The 18,544-nt window shown below is 65.0% G+C and carries 17 protein-coding genes and 1 pseudogene; 9 read left to right on the top strand and 9 right to left on the bottom strand.

The features are described from left to right. The first annotated feature begins 85 nt into the window (after window positions 1–85). A complete protein-coding gene (locus VDQ28_RS22260; RefSeq protein ID WP_323038012.1) occupies window positions 86–1,702 on the top strand; it encodes a bifunctional metallophosphatase/5'-nucleotidase in 1,617 nt (538 codons plus the stop codon). 309 nt (window positions 1,703–2,011) lie between these two features. Here the strand turns inward: VDQ28_RS22260 and uraH are convergent, their stop codons facing one another. Beyond that, window positions 2,012–2,368, bottom strand: coding sequence for a hydroxyisourate hydrolase (gene uraH, locus VDQ28_RS22255; RefSeq protein WP_323038011.1), 357 nt, complete (start codon window positions 2,366–2,368; stop codon window positions 2,012–2,014). A 212-nt stretch (window positions 2,369–2,580) separates the two neighbouring features. Between uraH and puuE the strand changes: the two genes are divergently transcribed. The 5 genes from puuE (at window position 2,581) to VDQ28_RS22230 (ending at window position 8,400) form a co-directional block, all read left to right on the top strand. Continuing rightward, complete coding sequence (gene puuE / locus VDQ28_RS22250) at window positions 2,581–3,963, top strand: allantoinase PuuE (protein ID WP_323038184.1); 1,383 nt, start codon at window positions 2,581–2,583, stop codon at window positions 3,961–3,963. Further along, on the top strand, window positions 3,960–4,817 hold the full coding sequence (locus tag VDQ28_RS22245) for a bifunctional allantoicase/(S)-ureidoglycine aminohydrolase (protein WP_323038010.1): 858 nt from the start codon (window positions 3,960–3,962) through the stop codon (window positions 4,815–4,817). The genes puuE and VDQ28_RS22245 overlap by 4 nt, the downstream gene beginning before the upstream one ends. 97 nt (window positions 4,818–4,914) lie before the next feature. Next, window positions 4,915–5,430, top strand: a complete 516-nt coding sequence (locus tag VDQ28_RS22240) for an ureidoglycolate lyase (protein WP_323038009.1) — start codon at window positions 4,915–4,917, stop codon at window positions 5,428–5,430. 108 nt (window positions 5,431–5,538) lie between these two features. Then, window positions 5,539–6,963, top strand: a complete 1,425-nt coding sequence (locus VDQ28_RS22235) for a nucleobase:cation symporter-2 family protein (protein ID WP_323038008.1) — start codon at window positions 5,539–5,541, stop codon at window positions 6,961–6,963. A gap of 96 nt (window positions 6,964–7,059) precedes the next feature. Next, window positions 7,060–8,400: an 8-oxoguanine deaminase gene (locus VDQ28_RS22230; RefSeq protein ID WP_323038007.1), complete on the top strand. Its 1,341-nt coding sequence runs from the start codon at window positions 7,060–7,062 to the stop codon at window positions 8,398–8,400. Between the two features lie 167 nt (window positions 8,401–8,567). Here VDQ28_RS22230 and VDQ28_RS22225 read toward each other — a convergent pair whose 3' ends face one another. From VDQ28_RS22225 to VDQ28_RS22215, 3 genes are all read right to left on the bottom strand, one after another. Further along, entirely contained in the window at window positions 8,568–8,765 is a 198-nt protein-coding gene (locus tag VDQ28_RS22225) for a hypothetical protein (protein ID WP_323038006.1), read from the bottom strand. 433 nt (window positions 8,766–9,198) lie between these two features. Then, a complete protein-coding gene (locus tag VDQ28_RS22220) occupies window positions 9,199–9,867 on the bottom strand; it encodes an SOS response-associated peptidase (protein WP_323038005.1) in 669 nt (222 codons plus the stop codon). A 31-nt stretch (window positions 9,868–9,898) separates the two neighbouring features. Beyond that, entirely contained in the window at window positions 9,899–10,801 is a 903-nt protein-coding gene (locus VDQ28_RS22215) for a zinc ABC transporter substrate-binding protein (RefSeq protein ID WP_323038004.1), read from the bottom strand. A gap of 94 nt (window positions 10,802–10,895) precedes the next feature. On the opposite strand from VDQ28_RS22215, the pseudogene VDQ28_RS22210 reads away from it, so the two are divergent. The 3 genes and pseudogenes from VDQ28_RS22210 to VDQ28_RS22200 all read left to right on the top strand — a co-directional run bounded on the left by VDQ28_RS22210 (window position 10,896) and on the right by VDQ28_RS22200 (window position 12,969). Next, window positions 10,896–11,412, top strand: a pseudogene (locus VDQ28_RS22210) (Fur family transcriptional regulator). Next, a complete protein-coding gene (locus VDQ28_RS22205; RefSeq protein ID WP_323038003.1) occupies window positions 11,409–12,173 on the top strand; it encodes a metal ABC transporter ATP-binding protein in 765 nt (254 codons plus the stop codon). Before VDQ28_RS22210 ends, VDQ28_RS22205 begins: the two are co-directional and overlap by 4 nt. Continuing rightward, on the top strand, window positions 12,163–12,969 hold the full coding sequence (locus tag VDQ28_RS22200; protein WP_323038183.1) for a metal ABC transporter permease: 807 nt from the start codon (window positions 12,163–12,165) through the stop codon (window positions 12,967–12,969). The genes VDQ28_RS22205 and VDQ28_RS22200 overlap by 11 nt, the downstream gene beginning before the upstream one ends. On the opposite strand, the gene VDQ28_RS22195 is transcribed toward VDQ28_RS22200, so the two are convergent. The 5 genes from VDQ28_RS22195 to mreC are packed head-to-tail and all read right to left on the bottom strand — an operon-like array spanning window position 12,966 to window position 18,525. After that, entirely contained in the window at window positions 12,966–13,898 is a 933-nt protein-coding gene (locus VDQ28_RS22195) for a glyoxylate/hydroxypyruvate reductase A (protein ID WP_323038002.1), read from the bottom strand. The genes VDQ28_RS22200 and VDQ28_RS22195 overlap by 4 nt on opposite strands. Then, complete coding sequence (rodA, locus tag VDQ28_RS22190) at window positions 13,895–15,043, bottom strand: rod shape-determining protein RodA (protein WP_323038001.1); 1,149 nt, start codon at window positions 15,041–15,043, stop codon at window positions 13,895–13,897. The genes VDQ28_RS22195 and rodA overlap by 4 nt, the downstream gene beginning before the upstream one ends. Further along, entirely contained in the window at window positions 15,040–16,989 is a 1,950-nt protein-coding gene (mrdA, locus tag VDQ28_RS22185) for a penicillin-binding protein 2 (RefSeq protein WP_323038000.1), read from the bottom strand. Before mrdA ends, rodA begins: the two co-directional genes overlap by 4 nt. Further along, the gene (locus tag VDQ28_RS22180) at window positions 16,986–17,525 is read right to left on the bottom strand and encodes a rod shape-determining protein MreD (protein WP_323037999.1); all 540 of its coding nucleotides are present in this window, start codon (window positions 17,523–17,525) and stop codon (window positions 16,986–16,988) included. Before VDQ28_RS22180 ends, mrdA begins: the two co-directional genes overlap by 4 nt. After that, the gene (gene mreC, locus VDQ28_RS22175; RefSeq protein ID WP_323037998.1) at window positions 17,518–18,525 is read right to left on the bottom strand and encodes a rod shape-determining protein MreC; all 1,008 of its coding nucleotides are present in this window, start codon (window positions 18,523–18,525) and stop codon (window positions 17,518–17,520) included. Before mreC ends, VDQ28_RS22180 begins: the two co-directional genes overlap by 8 nt. Window positions 18,526–18,544: the final 19 nt, after the last annotated feature.

The following is an 18,544-nucleotide window of genomic DNA, read 5'->3' as shown; positions in this document are numbered from 1 at the left end:
CCCGCAAACCGCACGCAAGCTTTGACTTGCGCGGGAAAGCCGCGCACCTTGAGGCATCGACGATCAAACAACAGGGGATTCGACCATGTCCTTCATTCCAAAGCTTCGCCTGTTATTGGGCAGCACGGCACTCATGGCGCTGGGCACCGCGCCCGGCATTGCCGACACGCAATTGCATATCTTGCACTTCAACGATTTTCACAGCCGCATTGAATCGATCAACCGGTTCAACTCGACCTGCTCCGCCGAGGATGAAAGCCAGGGCAATTGCTTTGGCGGCGCGGCGCGACTGTTCACCTTGATCAACCAGATGCGCGACGCGATCACGGCGCAGGGCGACCCGGTGCTGGTGCTCAGCGCGGGCGACAGCTCGCAAGGCTCGCTGTTCTACACCACCTATGGCGGCGAGGCCGAGGCCGAGCTGAACAACCTGATCGGCCTTGATGCGATGGCGGTGGGCAACCACGAATTCGACAATGGCCCCGAGGGGCTGCTGATCTTCACGCAATCGGCGGAATATCCGATTCTGGGTGCCAATATCGACGTGTCGGGCAACAATCTTCTGGCCGGGCAGGTGGTGCCCTATGCGATCCTGAACGCGGGCGATCTGCGGGTCGGGATCGTCGGTGCCGTGACCAATGACACGCCCGAGATCTCGTCGCCGGGGCCGACTGTGGTGATCAACGACGCGCTGGACTCGGTGCGCGCCTCGGTCGCCGACCTGCAAGCGCAAGGCATCACCACGATCATCGCGCTGACCCATGTGGGCTATATCCCCGAACAGGAAATGGCCGCGCAGATCGAGGGGCTGACAGCGGTGGTCGGCGGCCACAGCCACACCTACCTGTCGGCCAGCGATCCGCGCCGCGAAGGGCCGTATCCGACCTGGGTGGATAACGTCGGCGGCGGCATCGTGCCGGTGGTGCAGGCCGGGGCCTATAGCCGCTATCTGGGCCACCTGATCCTCGATCTCGATGACGACGGCAAGCTGATCTATGCAGGCGGCGACACCATCGAGATCAATGCCGAAGTGACCCCGGACCCGGAAATCGCCGCCTGGGTTGCGGAAATGGCCGCGCCGATCGAAGCCACGCGCAATCTGGTGGTCTCGGAATCCACCGCACCCATCGAAGGCGACCGCTCGGTCTGCCGGGTGATGGAATGCGAGATGGGCAACCTTGTGACTGACGCGATGATCTCGCGGGTTGCGGGGCAGGGGATCACTATCGCCATCCAGAACGGCGGCGGTTTGCGCGCCTCGATTGACGCGGGCACGATCACGCTGGGCGAGGTGCTGATGGTGCTGCCGTTCCAGAACACGCTGGCGACGTTCCAGTTGTCCGGGGCGGCGGTGGTCGCGGCGCTGGAAAACGGCGCCAGCCAGATCGAAGAAGTCGCGGGCCGCTTTGCGCAGGTCTCGGGCCTGCGCTACACGGTTGATACCGCGGCCCCGGCGGGCAGCCGGGTCAGCGATGTCCTGGTGCAGGTCGAGGGGGCCTGGGTGCCGATTGACCCCGCGGCAACCTACGGCGTTGTGTCCAACAACTTCATGCGCTCGGGCGGTGACGGCTATGGCATGTTCCGCGATGAGGCGGTGAACGCCTATGACTATGGTCCCGACGTGGCGGATGTGTTGGCCGAATACCTGGCCGAGCACACCCCCTACACGCCGATTGTCGACGGGCGTATCACCATCCGCTGACGAAAATGCAGGGGCGGCGGGAGGCCGCTGGCCCCCCACCGCCCCTGCCGAAAAAACGCGGCTGACGCCACGAATGGCCCCGGGGTTCAGGCCTGGAAGCGGTGATCAAAACCCGTGCGCGATGCCAAGGGAAACGGCCCGTCACATTGTGCTGTGGCGGGCCGTTTTTCCATACACCCCTTGGCGGCGTATATCCTTGGGACAAGTCGCGTTCTTGTGCATGCAGCCGTTGGTGTGAACACCGTCGCGCGGCAAACGTGGCCTCACCGCATCAGGCGGAGACCCGACTCCCGCGAGGCGCGACAGACTCTAGCTGCCGCGATAGGTCGAATAGGCAAACGGCGACAGCAGCAGCGGCACATGATAATGCGCCTCGGCGTCGCTCATGCCGAAGCGAATGGGCACCTCGTCCAGAAACAGCGGCTCGGCCCCCTCTTGCCCGGTGGCGCGCAAGTAGTCCCCGGCAAAGAACACCAGTTCATAGGTCCCGGTCTTGAACGTCTCTTGCGGCAGGATCGGCGCATCCGTGCGCCCGTCGTCATTCGTGACCATCTCCACCAGCTTGCGGTGCGAATTGCCACTGACCGCATAGAGGACGATCTTCAGACCCGCCGCCGGACAGCCCCGCGCCGTATCCAATACATGTGTCGTCAGATATCCGGCCATGGGGCTCTCCTTCGGTTGGGTCTTGTCCGTATACTGTGCCTGTCCACCCGGCAAATGCCAGCCAGTGTGTTTCAAAAAGGTCTTTCAGGCAAAACTTGAAAGTGTTCGGCGATTTATCGGCTACTGTTGGCAAGCCCCCCGAACCTTCGGGGTTTTTCCGCCTGCTGTGAGGACACCTGACCGTGAGCACAAAGACCAGATACCCCCGCGACATGATCGGCTACGGGCCGCGCACCCCGGATGTCCAATGGCCCGGTGGTGCCCGCGTCGCGATCTCTCTGGTGCTGAACTATGAGGAGGGCGGCGAGAACAATATCCTGCACGGCGATGCCGGGTCCGAGGCGTTCCTCTCTGATATCGCCGGGGCTGCCGCCTGGCCGGGGCAGCGGCACTGGAATATGGAATCGATCTATGATTACGGCGCGCGCGCCGGGTTCTGGCGTCTGCACCGCCATTTCACCGAACGCAATTTGCCGATCACCATTTACGGCGTCGCCACCGCCCTGGCCCGCAACCCCGAGCAAACCACGGCGATGATCCGCGCCGGCTGGGACATCGCCTCGCACGGGTTGAAATGGGTCGAGCACAAGGACATGCCCGAGGCCGAGGAACGCGCCCAGATCGCCGAGGCGTTTCGCCTGCACACCGAAGTCACCGGCACGCCGCCGCGCGGCTGGTACACCGGGCGTTGCAGCGCCAACACCGTGCGGCTGACGGCGGAAACCGGGCAACTCGACTGGATTTCAGACACGTACGACGACGATCTGCCCTATTGGCGCGAGACGGGCGCGCGCGATCAACTGGTGATCCCCTATACGCTTGAGGCCAATGACATGCGTTTTGCCGTGTCGCCGGGCTGGGTGACGGGGCAGGATTTCGGTCAATATCTGATCGACGCCTTCGACACGCTGCACGCCGAGGGCGGCAAGATGTTCTCGGTCGGTCTGCACTGCCGCCTGATCGGCCGCCCCGGCAAGATCGCGGGCCTTCTGCGGTTCCTCGATCACGTCGCGGCCAAGGGCGGCGCCTGGTTCGCTACCCGCAGCCAGATCGCTGATTTCTGGGCCGAAAACCACCCGCACAGGCGCTCTGAGCGCCCCAGCCAGATGGACCGGGCCACCTTCGTCGCCAGATACGGCTCGATTTTCGAGCATTCGCCCTGGATCGCCGAACGCGCCTTTGGGCTTGAACTCGGCCCCGCCCATGACACCGCCGCCGGCCTGCACAACGCCCTGGCGCGCATGTTCCGCTCGGCCAGTCATGCCGAACGGCTGGGCGTTCTGGTCGCGCACCCTGACCTTGCCGGGAAACTCGCACAGGCCAAACGCCTGACCGCCGAATCCACGCATGAACAATCCGCCGCCGGGCTCGATGCGCTGACCGATGATGAGCGCGCAACCTTCCAGCGGCTCAACACCGACTATGTCGCCAAACATGGGTTTCCGTTCATCATCGCGGTGCGCGACAACACCAAGGCCAGCATTCTGGCCGCGTTTGAAACCCGCATCGCCAATGACACCGAAACCGAGTTCGCCACCGCCTGCCGTCAGGTTGAACGGATCGCCGAAATTCGCCTGATGGACCTGTTGCCATGACCAAGAAACCTGCCGACTACTACGCCCCCACCGGCGGCCTGCCACCGCAAACCGCGCTGATGACCCAGCGCGCCGTGTTCACCGAGGCTTATGCCGTCATCCCGCGCGGCTGCTTTTCGGATATCGTCACCAGCCTGCTGCCCGGCTGGCGCAAGACCCGGCTGTGGCTGATCGCGCGGCCCATGTCGGGCTTCGCCGAGACCTTCAGCCAATATGTCGTCGAGGTCCAACCCGGTGGCGGCTCGGACACGCCCGACAACGACCCGCAAGCGCAATCGGTGCTCTTTGTCACCCACGGGCTGATCACCCTGACCATCGACGGCACCGGCTATGAGCTTGATACCGGTGGCTACGCCTATATCCCGGCGGGTGCAAAATGGTCGGTGCTGGCCGAGGGCAAGGACCCCGCGCGCTTCCACTGGATCCGCAAGATCTGGGAACCCGCCGCGGGCGTCGAAAAGCCGACCGCCTTTGTCACCAATGACCGCGATGTAAAACCGACCGAGATGCCCGATACCCAGGGGCGCTGGGCCACGACCCGCTTTGTCGACCCCAACGATCTGCGCCACGACATGCACGTCACCATCGTCACCTTCCAACCCGGCGGGCTGATCCCGTTCGAGGAAACGCATGTCATGGAACACGGGCTTTATGTGCTGCAAGGCAAGGCGACCTACAAACTCAACCGGGACTGGGTCGAGGTCGAAGCCGGTGATTTCATGTGGCTGCGCGCCTATTGCCCGCAGGCCTGTTACGCCGGCGGCCCAGAGCCGTTCCGCTATCTGCTCTACAAGGACGTCAACCGCCACGCCCGCCTGCGCGGCCCGTGGTCCAACCCGGGTATCGAACGCTGAGCATCTTGATCCGCCCTTTCATCTTGCCAAAAATACTCCACCGGGGGTCCGGGGGATGTGAAATCCCCCGGTCTGTCCTCCCAGAACAAGGATCACCATGACGCGCCTCCTCAACACCGAGCCCTTGACCGCCGCGGCCTTTGCGCCCTTTGGCGATGTCCTCGAGTGCACCGGCACGCCCGACAAAATGATCAATCAGGGCCTGTGCGCGCGCCACCACGACCGCGCGCGGCTCGATTTCGGCCCCGATGCCCGTGGCGGGATCTCGATGTTCAACGCCGAACCGCGCGCGCTGCCCTATGTGCTTGATATGGTCGAGCGCCACCCGGACGGCTCGCAAGCCTTCATCCCGCTGCACGGTCACCCGTTTCTGGTGATCGTCGCACCCGATGAGGGCGGCACGCCCGGCACCCCGCGCGCATTCGTGACCAACGGGATGCAAGCGATCAATCTTCTGCGCAACACCTGGCATGGCGTGCTGACGCCTTTGGCAGCCCCCGGGCTGTTTGCCTGCGTGGACCGCATCGGCGCCACGCCGAACCTCGAAGAATACTGGTTTGAGGCTGTCTGGACAGTCGCAGACCCCAAAGACCCGGGTCAACCGGGCGCTTGACGTCAGACCCGGGTCAACCGGGCGCTCGATTAACCGGAACGCATCCTCAGGGGAGGGAGGCGAAGACGGCGCGAAAAAACTGAACTCCCCCTGGGAAGGAAAACAAGAATGGCCAATTCAAGCATCGGGACGCCAGAACAGCTGCGCGACCCGAATTATACACCCCCCATCGGCACCGCAATTCCGCTGGGTATTCAACATGTGCTGGCGATGTTCGTCTCGAACGTGACACCGGCGATCATCATCTGTGGCGCGGCCGGCATCGGCTTCGGCTCGGATCAGGGGGCCCTCGGCTTCCCGGACATGACCTACATGATCCAGATGTCGATCCTCTTTGCCGGCGTCGCCACATTGTTTCAAACCATCGGCTTCGGCCCGGTTGGTGCGCGCCTGCCGATCGTTCAGGGTACGTCCTTTGCCTTCATCCCGATCATGATTCCGGCCGTTGCCGGGATGGGCACAGCCGGGCTTCCGGGCCTGATGGTCGGTGTCATGCTGGGCGGCGTGTTCCACTTCTGCCTTGGCTTCTTCATCGGGAAAATCCGCTTTGCCCTGCCGCCGCTGGTCACCGGCCTGATCGTGCTGATGATCGGTCTGGCGCTGGTCAGGGTCGGCATCCAGTACTCGGCAGGGGGTGTACCCTTGATGGGCACCGATGCCTTTGGCAGCCTGGAAAAATGGTTCCCGGCGCTGGTCGTGGTTGTTGTCACGCTGGCCATCAAGTTCTTCACCCGCGGCTTTACCGCCGTGGCGGCGGTGCTGCTGGGCATCATCGCGGGCTACATCGTGGCCTATCTGATGGGACAGGTCAGCTTTGCCAACCTCGGCCGCGCGGGCTGGTTCAACATTCCAACCCCGTTCCACTGGGGATTCGAGCTGAACTGGGCGATCGTCATCGGCATGTGTTTCATGGCGATCGTGTCGGCGATTGAAACCGTGGGCGATACCTCGGGGATTACCAAAGGTGGTGCCGGTCGTGAAGCGACCGACAAGGAAATTACCGGCGCGACCTTTGCCGACGGTCTGGGCACGGCGATCTCGGGCATCTTCGGCGCGCTGCCAAACACCTCGTTCAGCCAGAACGTCGGTCTGGTCGCCATGACCGGCGTGATGAGCCGCCATGTGGTGACCATCGGTGCCCTCTTCCTGATCGCCTGTGGTCTGGTTCCCAAAGTGGGCGCGATCATCAACACCGTGCCGATCAACGTGCTCGGCGGCGGCGTGATCGTGATGTTCGGCATGGTCTGTGCCTCGGGTATCTCGATGCTCTCGGACGTAAACTGGAACAAGCGCAACATGGTGATCTTTGCCGTGTCGCTGTCGATCGGTCTGGGCCTGCAGCTTGAACCCTCGGCGCTGCAACACCTGCCGACCACGCTGCAGATCCTGCTGACCTCGGGTCTGCTGCCTGCGGCGGCGCTGGCGGTGATCCTGAACCTGCTCTTGCCCGAACACCTCAGCGATGAGGCGACCGAAGAAGTCTCGGGCGGGATGTCCGGTCACGGGCAGGGCAGCTTGCCGCCCAGAGACTGACGCTCAAAGCGTCCTGACGAAAACTCTTGGCGCGCGTGTCCTTCTGGCCCGCGCGCCATTTTTCAAAACCCGATGCGCGTGACCAAGGAGGCTTCAATGCAAACGCTGATCCGCAATGCCGATGTCATCGTCACCCTGGATGCCACCCGGCGCGAACTCCACGGCGCCTCGATCCTGATCGACGACGGCGCGATCACCGCCCTCGGCCCCGACCTGCGCGCCCCCGAGGCCGAGATCATCGACGCCACCGGCTGCGTCGTCACGCCGGGCCTCGTGAACACCCATCACCACCTCTATCAGACGCTGACGCGCGCGGTGCCCGGCGGGCAGGACGCGCTGCTGTTTGGCTGGTTGCGCACGCTGTATCCGATCTGGGCGCGCTACACGCCGCAGGATTTCCACATCTCGACGCAACTGGGCCTCGCGGAATTGGCGCTGTCGGGCTGCACGATGTCGTCCGACCACCTGTATCTTTATCCCAACGGCGCAAGACTCGACGACACGATCCATGCCGCCAAAGACGTCGGCATCCGTTTTCACGCCACCCGCGGCGCGATGAGCATCGGCGAATCGAACGGCGGATTGCCGCCCGATCGCCTTGTCGAGGACGAATCCGCCATTCTCGACGACTGCATCCGCGTGGTGGATACCTTCCACGACGCCCGCCCCAACGCCATGATCCGCGTGGGCCTCGCCCCCTGTTCGCCGTTTTCCGTCAGCCGCGAGTTGATGCGCGACGCCGCCCTGCTGGCCCGCGACAAGGGCGTCATGCTGCACACCCATCTGGCCGAGAACGACGAGGATATCGCCTATTCCCTGGCGCAATTCGGCTGCCGCCCCGGCCAATACGCCGAGGATCTGGGCTGGACCGGTGCCGATGTCTGGCACGCGCATTGCGTGAAACTCGACGACAGCGAAATTCACCTGTTCGCCAAATCCCTGACCGGCGTGGCGCATTGCCCGTGTTCCAACTGTCGCCTTGGCTCGGGCATCGCGCCCGTGCGCCCGATGCGCGACGCGGGCGTGCGGGTTGGGCTGGGCGTCGATGGCTCGGCCAGCAATGACGCGGGAGACCTGATGAACGAGGCCCGCATGGCGCTGCTGATGCAGCGCGTCGCCCGCGGCGCCGACGCCATGTCCGCCCGCGAAGCGCTGGAAATCGCCACGCTGGGCGGTGCCACGGTGCTGGGCCGCGCCGATGTCTTGGGCTCGTTGGAGGCGGGAAAACGCGCCGATATCGCCATCTGGGACGTGACCAGGCTGCAAACGGCGGGGTCGTGGGACCCGGTCGCCGCCCTCGTGCTCTGCGGGCCGCACCGCGTGAAACACCTGCTGGTCGAGGGTCGCCAAGTCGTGCGCGATGGCCAGTTGACCGGCCTCGACACAAAGACCCTCGCCGCCGACGCCCGCCGCGCCACCGCTCGCTTGATGGGTTGAGGCGCGCGACGGACGGTGCGTGCAAGCACACACCCTACGAGCCGCCGCGCGCCTCATCGGCCGCGGCACAAGGCCGCGTCAGGTCGACCCGTGAACCCCGCCTTTCGGGCGCGACCGCCCGGCATGACCAAAGCCGCTACCGCGGGTGGTGCAGGGTCGGCAAGGCCTCAGATCGGAACGTTGTCGAACAGCAGGTCGTCATCGCCATAGGTCTCGATGGTCTTGTGCTCTGGCCCGGGAAGCCGGTCCTTGGGTTCGCTCAGCCGGCGCATCCGCTGCATGACCAGATTGTGGTTTGCGGCACTGGCTTCAAGAACCTTTCGATCAAGTTCGTTCATCATGAATTCGAACACGCTCATTTTCATAGCAGCCCCCAAGATGACAGGACGTGGCGTTTACAGGCGTCTCAACTGCGGGGGGCACCTGGTGATGTGACGGTCCGCAACAGGCGCGCACCGGGCAAACATCACCACTGCGCGTCTTGCTCTCCCCCCGGAAACACACAGCGCAACCTGAACGATAGCATAAAAGCCGCGTCGATCCTTAATCTGAATCAACCTGTGCAGAATGTGATGTGCCATGCGCGGAAATGCGCTGATTCGAGGGTCACGGTCGGCGCTCGCCCGTCAGCCAGGCATCATGTTTTGCAATCGGAACCAGGCCGCCAACCCGCCGCCGCCCGCGGCACCCCTGATCACGGGCCGGGCGCTTCCTTGCCAGAATATTGGCGCAACAGGTGAAGCCCTTGGAATCGCGACGTGAAAAACCCGTCACCGATGGCGATCCCCTGACCCGCGCTCAGTTCGCTTCAATCGGCTCGATCAACTCCGGCCCCTCGGCGCGGTTGGAGTTCACCTGTGTCGAGACCCTTTTGAACGTCAGCAATCCATCGTCCAACGGCCGCATCAAGCGCGCCGCCCCGTGCCCGGCTTCGCCCAGCCAGAGCGGCCAGTCATCGGGCTCCAGAATCACCGGGACGCGATCATGCAGCGCCGCCATTCCGCCGGTCGCCGCCGCCGTGACAATCGCACAGGACGCCACGCGCGCGCCCCCCGGCCCGTTCCACGCCTGCCAGACCCCGGCAAAAACCATCGGCGCGCCATCCGTCCGGGTGATGAACCACGGCAGTCGCGCGTCGCCCTCTTTGGTCCATTCATAGAACCCCGATGCCGGGATCAGACACCGCCGCCGCCGCGCCGCCTCGGCAAAGGCGGGCTTTTCGGCAATGGTTTCGGACCGGGCATTGAACAGAAGCGGCCCATCTGTCGGGTGCTTGTACCAGCGCGGCAAGAACCCCCAGCGCATCGGCCCGTAGCGCCGCGCGCCCTCATGGCTGACCACCGTTGCCACCGGGTCGGTCGGGCAAATGTTGTATCGTGGCACCGGCGGCAGATCATTCGCCGGGGCCGCGTCAAACAGGTTGACCATCGCCTCGTCGGGCAAGGTTATCGCGAAACGTCCACACATGGCCTGATTGATCCACGTCGCGCGCCAGCGGTCAATCCCCCTGCGCGCAATCGGCGATTGCCTGCGCCAGCCCGCGCAAAACCTCGGCATACAGGCCCGGCCCGGGTTCCAGCATCACGCCCGCCGGGTCCAGCGGTGCCCCCATCCGCAGCCCTTGCCCCTCGGCGACCAGCGCCACATAGGCGTCGGCGTGGTTGACCTCGGGAAAGAGGCACACCGCGCCCACCTCGGCCAGGGCCGCGCGCAGGGCGGCGATCCGCGCCGCGCCCGGATCAACCGCGTCGCCCGAGGCAATGCTGCCCAGGACCGTCAGATCAAAGGCGTCGGCAAAATACCCGTAGGCATCGTGATGCATGACCAGCCCGACGCCTTGGGCGGGTGTCAGAAGGGCGGCGATGTCTTGGCTCAAGACCGATATCTGCGCCTGTGCGGCGCTGGCATTCTCGGCATAGGTCGCGGCGTTATCCGGGTCCATCACCGCCAGTTGCGCAGCAATCGCGCCCAGCCAGAGTCGCGCATTCTCCGGGTTCAACCACAGATGCGGGTCACGGCCTACATGGTCGTGGTCATGGCGTACCAACGCGTTCTCCTGGAACGGTTGGTGATGCGTGCCCGCCACCGCGGCCAGTTCCATCACCGTCTCGGGGGCCAGAGTGCCAAGAACCTCGGCCAGCCACGGGCTGAGGTCGGCAGAGGTCCAGATCACCAGATCGGCCCGGCTCAGGGCGCGCGCCTGACTGGGGCGCAACTGCGCGTGATGCGGGTCGCTGCCTTGCGCCAGCAGCAGGCTTGGGGTGGCCAGATCGCCCATGACCTGCGCCGTCAGGGATTGCGCAATCGGTGTATCGGCAACCACTTGCGGCACTTGGGCGTTGCCGACCAGAGCCATGCCGCACAGGGCCACGGCCAGCGAAAAAAGAGGGACAGCGCGCATCGGAGAGCCTTGGAGTTGGGGGTGGAATGTAATATCATCACATTGTTATAGTATCACATAACCGACGACAAGAACCGAGGTTTGAACGGACCCCATGTCAAAGCCAGAAACCGCTGCCTTCGTGCCGCATGACCACCATCATTGCATCGCGGGCGCCATAACCCGCGCCGAGGCGGTGGTTGCGGATCGCGGGTTGCGCCTGACCCCGGTGCGCCGGCGCACGCTGGAGATTCTGTTGGAGCGTCACCGGGCGATGGGGGCCTATGACGTGCTGGAGCGGCTGGTGGCCGACGGTTTCGGGCATCAACCCCCGGTCGCGTACCGGGCGCTCGATTTTCTGGTGGATAACGGTCTGGCGCATCGCATTCGGCGGCTCAATGCCTTCACCGCCTGCGCTCATCCCGGCGAGGATCATCACGCCGCGTTCCTGATCTGCAGGGCGTGCTCACGCGTGGCGGAAATCGCGGGCCGAACCGCTGCGCGAAACCCTTGAAGCCAGTGCCGGCACCTCGGGGTTCACCGTCGAGCGGGTGAATATCGAGGCGCTGGGCCTGTGTCCCAACTGCCGCACAGAGGGCCAGTCAGAGGGCCAGTCAGAGGGTCGCGCATGACCGACGAATTGATCCGGGCCGAGGGACTGAGCGTCGCCTATGGCCGCGCCGCACCCGTGTTGCGCAACATCAATTTCACCCTGAAACCCGGCGAGATCGTCACCATTGTCGGCCCCAATGGCTCGGGCAAATCAACCTTGGTGCGCGCGCTTCTGGGCATGATCGCCCCAGCCAAGGGCACCGTTCGGCGCGCGCGCGGGCTGCGCATCGGCTATGTCCCGCAAAAACTGCATCTGGACCCCAGCCTGCCCTTGTCGGTGGCGCGGTTCCTGCGGCTGGATCGCAAACTGACGGATGCCCAAGTCGCCGATCTTCTGGCGCGCACCGGGGTGCCGGATCTGGCAAAGCGCGAACTTGGCACCCTGTCGGGCGGCCAATTCCAGCGGGTTCTGCTGGCCCGCGCGCTGGCGGGCGCGCCGCAAATTCTGGTGCTGGATGAGCCGACGCAGGGCCTGGACCAACCCGGCACCGCCGCCTTTTATCGGCTGATCGAGGACGTGCGCCGCGAGATCGGCTGCGCGGTGCTCTCGGTCAGCCATGATCTGCATGTGGTGATGAGCGCCTCGGACCGGGTGATCTGCCTCAACGGCCATATTTGCTGCGAGGGCGCGCCCTCGGTGGTGTCGAACGCGCCGGAATATCGCGCGCTGTTTGGCCTTGGTACGGGCGGTGCGCTGGCGCTTTATCAGCACCACCACGACCACGGCGCGGACCACCCTGAACACACGCACGGCGAGGCTTGCGACCATGATCATGGATGATTTCATGCTGCGCGCGCTGATCGCCGGGCTGTTGGTGGCCTTTGCCGCCGGGCCGCTGGGCTGCTTTGTCGTCTGGCGGCGCATGGCCTATTTCGGTGATGCCACCTCGCACGCGGCGATCCTTGGCGTGGCCCTGGCGCTGGCCTTTGACGTGTCGATCTTTGCCGGAACCCTGACCACGGCCTTGGCGATGGCGGTGATCGTCGCCGCACTGGCCGGGCGCGGCTGGGCGATGGACACCACTTTGGGCGTTCTGGCGCATTCCGCGCTGGCGTTGGGGTTGGTGGCGGTGTCGTTCCTGCCCGGTGTGCGCGTCGATCTGTCGGTCTATCTGTTCGGCGATATCCTGACCGTGACGACCGCCGATCTGTGGGTCATGGCGGCGGGGGCGGCGTTGGTTGTCAGTCTGCTGGTCTGGCGCTGGGAGGCGCTGCTGGCCACCACCATCAGCGAGGATCTGGCGCGCAGCCTTGGCCTGAACCCGGCCCGCGAGCGGTTGATCCTGACGCTGGCGCTGGCGATCACCGTGGCCGTGGGGCTCAAGGTGGTCGGGGCGTTGCTGATCGCCGCGATGCTGATCATTCCGCCCGCCACCGCCCGCGTTTTCGCCCGCTCGCCCGAGGTGATGGCCGTGGCCTCGGTTGCGCTGGCGGTTGTCGCGGTTCTGGCGGGGCTCTCCGCCTCGTTGACCTACGACACGCCGACCGGGCCCAGCATCGTCACCGCCGCCGCGGCGTTTTTTGCCGGGGTGCTGGGCGGTGGGGCGGCGCTGCGCGGGTTACGCCGCGTGGCCTAATATCCGGCGCGCCGATCAACCCGGTGCAACAATTCCTCGCCCGCCAGCATCCGCCGCACATTCTCGGCGACCAGCCGCGCGGCCGTTGCGGGGCGCGTGTCGGCGGCAATATGGGGTGTGACCGTGACACGCGGGTGCGCCCAATAGGGGTGCGCTTGCGGCAGGGGTTCGGTGCGAAACACGTCCAGCGTGGCCTGCGCGACCTGCCCCGAGTCCAGCGCCACCAGCAAGGCGTCATCGTCAATCAAACTGCCGCGCCCGGGGTTGATAAGCGACGCGCCACGCGGCAACCAGGCCAGCGTTTGCTCGTTCAGAATGCAGTCCGTGGCTTTGGTCGCAGGCAGCAAAGTGACCACGATCTGCGCCCGCTCCAGCACCGCGCGCAGACCCGCGTCGCCGTGGTGACAGGCGATCGCATCATGGGCTTTCGCGGTGCGGCTCCAGCCCAGAACCTCGAACCCCAGCGCCGCCAACGCCTGCCCACAAGCCGTGCCCAAGGCCCCAAGCCCCAGCATCGCCACCGGCCGATCCGAGGCCAGCGGCGGGATCACCGGCCGCCATTGCCCGTTTTGCGCCGCCAGCACCGCGTCAATCCCCAGATGGGCGCGCAGCACATGGCCGACGACATATTCCACCATGCCCTGTGTCAAGCCGGGATCAACCATGCGGCACAGGGGTTGCGTCAACGTCGGGATGGTCACGATCCGCTCGACCCCGGCCCACAGGCTCTGCACCAGTTTGCAGGTAACAAAGGGCGTGAAATCAGCGGGCGTATCGCCGCCGGGAGCGTAGATCATCACATCGACATCGGCGGGCGCGGCGTTCAGCGTCAGCGTGGCCTCCACCCCGGCCTCGGCCAGAGCCTTGCGCAACGGTGCCTCCCATGTCGGCCAAAGCCGTTGCCCGGCAGCAAACAGGATCGTCGTCATGCGCGCTCCCTTGGGCGATGCACGCAGGCGCTTTGCACCAGTCCAAAGCCGATCAGGATCATCAGCATCGCCGACCCTCCATAGGACACCAGCGGCAGCGGCACCCCGACCACCGGGGCAAGCCCCATCACCATCGCCATATTCACCGCGAAATACAGGAAAAAGTTGCCCGCGATGCCCAGGATCAGCAGCGAGGCAAAGCGGTTCTTGCTTTTCATCGCGGCAATCACGCAGGTCGCCAGAATCGCGATATACAGGACCAGCAGGAACACCGAGCCGATAAAGCCGAATTCCTCGGCCAGGGTGTTGAAGATGAAGTCGGTGTGTTTCTCGGGCAGGAAGTTCAGCCGCGATTGCGTGCCCTGCATGAAGCCACGCCCCGACCAGCCGCCCGAGCCCAGCGCGATCATCGCCTGATTGATGTGATACGAGCTGCCCAGCGGGTCCAGCGTCGGGTCCAGAAACGCGTCGATCCGGCGGAACTGATAGTCGCGCAGCAGTTGCCAGGACGTCCCGCGCGAGGTGAAGACCAGCGCAATCAACGCCGCGCCCGCCCCGATCACCCCGCCGAAATACCACAGGCTGACGCCGGCGAAAAACATCACCATGCCGCCGCCACCCAGGATCAACAGCGCGGTGCCAAGATCCGGCTGCTTGAGCACCAGGAATGCGGGAACGGCGATCAGGAGAACCGCCACCGCGACCCAGATCGGGTTCGAGACCCGGCGCGTGTCAAGCCAGTCGTAATAGGCCGCCATCGCCATGATCACGGTGATCTTGGTCATTTCCGAGGGTTGCAGGCGGATCGGCCCGAGTTCCAGCCAGCGTTGCGCGCCCATGCCGACCGAGCCGAAGAACTCGACGCCCAGCAGCAGCACCACCGACACCGTATAGCCAATCGCGGCCATGCTGCGCCAGAACCAGAGCGGCACGAACCCGACGACGAACATCGCCGCCAGCGCCAAGCCGTAGCGTTCCATCTGTGGCTCGGCCCAGCGGTCGAAATCACCGCCCGCCACCGAATACAGCTGCAGGAAACCGACGCAGGCCACCGCCGTCAGCAGCACCACCAGCGCCCAGTTGATATAAAGCACCTTGGACAGGCCGGTCGGCGTGTGTTTGACGTTGTATTCAAGATAGCTCATGCGCGGCTCCGCCTGGCGTGCGGATCGGCGGCAGGGCCGATACGGTCGGTGATCTCGCGGATCATCGATTTAATGCGATTGCGCTGCGACTGCGGATAGGCCTCCAGCGGGGGCAGCCCGCCATTCTGCGCGGCAAGGATGATATCGCGGGCGATAGGGGCGGCGACCGACGAACCACCGCCGCCATGTTCCACCACAACCGACACCGCGTAACGCGGCGTTTCGGCGGGGGCAAAGGCCACGAACAGCGCGTGATCGCGGCGGTTCCACGCCAGTTGATCCTGCCGCCGGATGCCCGCCTCGCGTTCGGCGGTGGTGATCGAAAACACCTGGCTGGTGCCGGTTTTCCCGGCCATTTGCAGCGCCGCATCGACAATGCGCGACGAATAGGCCGTGCCGCGGTTGCCGTTCGACACTTCCCACATCCCGCGCCGAACCTGCGCCAAGGCCGCCGCCGACAGGCCCAGCGTGGGTTGCTCGGGGATCGGTTGTTCAACATCGTCAATCGTATGCACCAGCCGCGGCAGGATCGCCCGGTTGGTGGCAAGGCGCGCGGTCATCACCGCCAGTTGCAGCGGTGTGGTCAGCACAAATCCCTGCCCGATCGAGGCGTTGATCGTATCGCCGACCACCCACTCGGCATCACGCCGCTCACGCTTCCATTCGCGCGACGGGTTCAGCCCGCTCGACACGCCGGACAAGGGCAGATCATAGCGCACACCCAGCCCCAGGCGCTCGGACATGGCGTTGATGCTGTCGATGCCAACCCGTTGCGCCATCTCGTAAAAATAGACATCGCAGCTTTCCGCCAGCGCCGAGATCAGGTTCACGCGGCCATGGCCCCCGCGGTTCCAGCAGTGAAAGCGCCGACCGCTGACTTCCAGATGCCCGGGGCAGAAAATCCGCTCCTCGGGGGTGGCCAGACCGTCTTCGTAGGCGGCCAGCGCCGTGACCATCTTGAAGGTCGAGCCGGGCGGATAGGCACCCTGCACCGCCTTGTTCGACATCGGGCGATGGTCGTTGTCGCGCAGTCCTGCGTAATCCGCCACCGAAATGCCGCGCACGAACAGATTGGCATCGAATGACGGTGCCGAGGCCAGCGCCAGAATATTGCCGCTGGCGATCTCCATCACCACCGCCGAGGCGCTTTCCTCGCCCAGCCGCGCCAGACAGAAGGCCTGCAACTGGCGATCCAGCGTCAGTTGCACGTTCACACCGGGGTCGCCCTCCTGGCGGTCGAGTTCGCGCATCTCGCGGCCAACCGCGTTCACCTCGATGCGCCGATGCCCGGCGCTGCCGCGCAGGTGTTCCTCCATCTCGCGCTCGACGCCGATCTTGCCGATCTGAAAGCGCGGGATCATCAGCAAGGGGTCCGGGTTCTCGCGGGCGGCAAGGTCCCGTTCGGACACCGGACCGACATAGCCCACGGAATGCGCGAAATCGGCGCCAAACGGATAGAACCGGGTCAGGCCAACCTCGGGCGTGATACCGGGCAGGGCGGGGGCGTTGGCGGCCACCCGCGCCACCTCTTCCCAGTTCAACTGGTCGATGATCGTCACCGGAACAAACGGCCGATGCCGCATGATCTCACGCTCGGCGCGGATGATGTCCTCTTCCGACAGGGCGATAAGCTGCGCCAGACGGTCCAGCGCCGGGCGCGCGTCGCCGGCATCCTCGCGCACCAGCACGATCCGATAGTTCTGCACGTTTCCGGCCAGCACCGCGCCATTGCGATCCAGGATCAGCCCGCGAGAGGGCGGCAAAAGCCGGATGTTGATGCGGTTTTCCTCGGCCAGAAGCCGGTATTCCTCGGCCTGACCCAATTGCAACGAGCGCATCCGCAGCACCAGCACGCCGGCAAACGCCAGTTGCACGCCGCCCAGCAGCGCCGCGCGCCGCGAAATCTTGCGGGCGCTTTCTTCGGCTTCCTTTGGCGGGCGTTTCATACTTTGCGACCCAAATCATCAACCTCGCCAGTCGCGGCCTTGCGCACCCGCAACAGACTTTGCAGGCCCCAGACCACCAGCGGATACGAGGCCAGTGTGAAGACAAGTTGGATGAGGCTCAAGTCAAGCGGGGGGCGTGGGCTCATCACAATCACAAGACCCAGCCGATTTCCGACAAACATCGCCACGATCACCGCCGAGACCAGCGCCCATTCCAGAAAGATATGCATCTCGCGCACCACCGACTGCCGCCGCCGCAGGAACTCCGTGCCCGCCAGCACCATCAGCGCCCAAAGGCCGGGCGGACGAAACAGAAAGAGATCCTCGATCAGGAACACCGCGACGATGGCGATGGCGGGCAAATGCGCGGGGCGGCGCAGTACCCAGGCCAGCGTCAATGTCAGCAAGAAATCGGGGCGGGGCAGGCTGCCTTCGGGGATCGACAGGGGCAGCATGCGAATCAGGATCGTCAAGCCGGCGATCAGCAGCCACAACCCCAGGCTGACCAGCGTATCCCAGCGCAGGAACTCATTCATTCGCGCCACCCTCAGCGCCGCCGGGAATCGGCAGCGCCGGAACCGGTGCCACGGTTTCGGTCATCGTATCCGATGTGTCTTCGGGCGTATCCGGCCTGAACGGCAGACCCGTGACCGGATCGAGCGGCGTGCCGCTGGCATCCAGCGGGCGCAGCAATGTGCCGGATTGCTCGATGCGTTCCGCCGGGCGCGAGCGCAGAATCCGCAGGAAATCCAGCCGCCCGTAATCCGCCGCCAGCATCACCCGCAACCGCCCGTCGCTGCCTTGCACCACCTCACCGACCAGCAGGCCGGGCGGAAAAACCCCACCATCCGAGGCACTGACCACCCGGTCGCCCGGGCGCAACGCATCGGCATTGTCAACAAATTCCAGCACCGGCACCGGGCTGTTGTCGCCGCTCAGCAACGCGCGCTGCCCGGACGGCTGTACCATCACCGGCACGCGACTGTTGGAATCGGTCAGCAGGATCACCCGCGACGAGCGATCCCCCACGCCGGCAATGCGCCCTGCCACACCAAGCCCATCCATCACCGCCCAGCCATCGACGATACCATCGCGCGCGCCGACGTTCAGCAGCACCGACTGGCGATACGGCGAGCCCGAATCCGCCATGACAACGCCCGTCACATGCGTCAGTTGCGGGTCCAGCCGTACCCGCGCCATATCCAGCAATTGCGCGTTGCGTTGCTCCAGTTGCAACGCCGCTTCCCGCCATGCCCGCATTTGCTGCAACTCGCGGCGAAGCTCTTGGTTCTGTTCATAAATCCGGGTATAACTGCGGAAATCCTCGACCATGCGCGCCAGTTGCGTGACCGGCGCCATCGCCCAATCCATGTTCGGCACGACGGTATCGACCACCGCACTGCGGAACCGCTCCACGCGCGGGCTGTCGATGCGCCACAGCAGGAACAGCCCCAGCAGGAAGATCGCCAGTACCGCCAGAACAAGGCGGCGTACCGGGCGGGCAAAATCGGCCTCGTTGTTGCGGTCGCTTGGCACGTCGATCCCTCTCGGCGGA

Origin of the sequence: Pararhodobacter sp. (assembly GCF_034676545.1) — a bacterium.
In the GTDB taxonomy this organism is placed as follows: Bacteria; Pseudomonadota; Alphaproteobacteria; order Rhodobacterales; family Rhodobacteraceae; genus Pararhodobacter.
The sequence above is the reverse complement of the archived record's forward strand: the minus strand, read 5'-3'. Positions and strand labels throughout refer to the sequence as shown.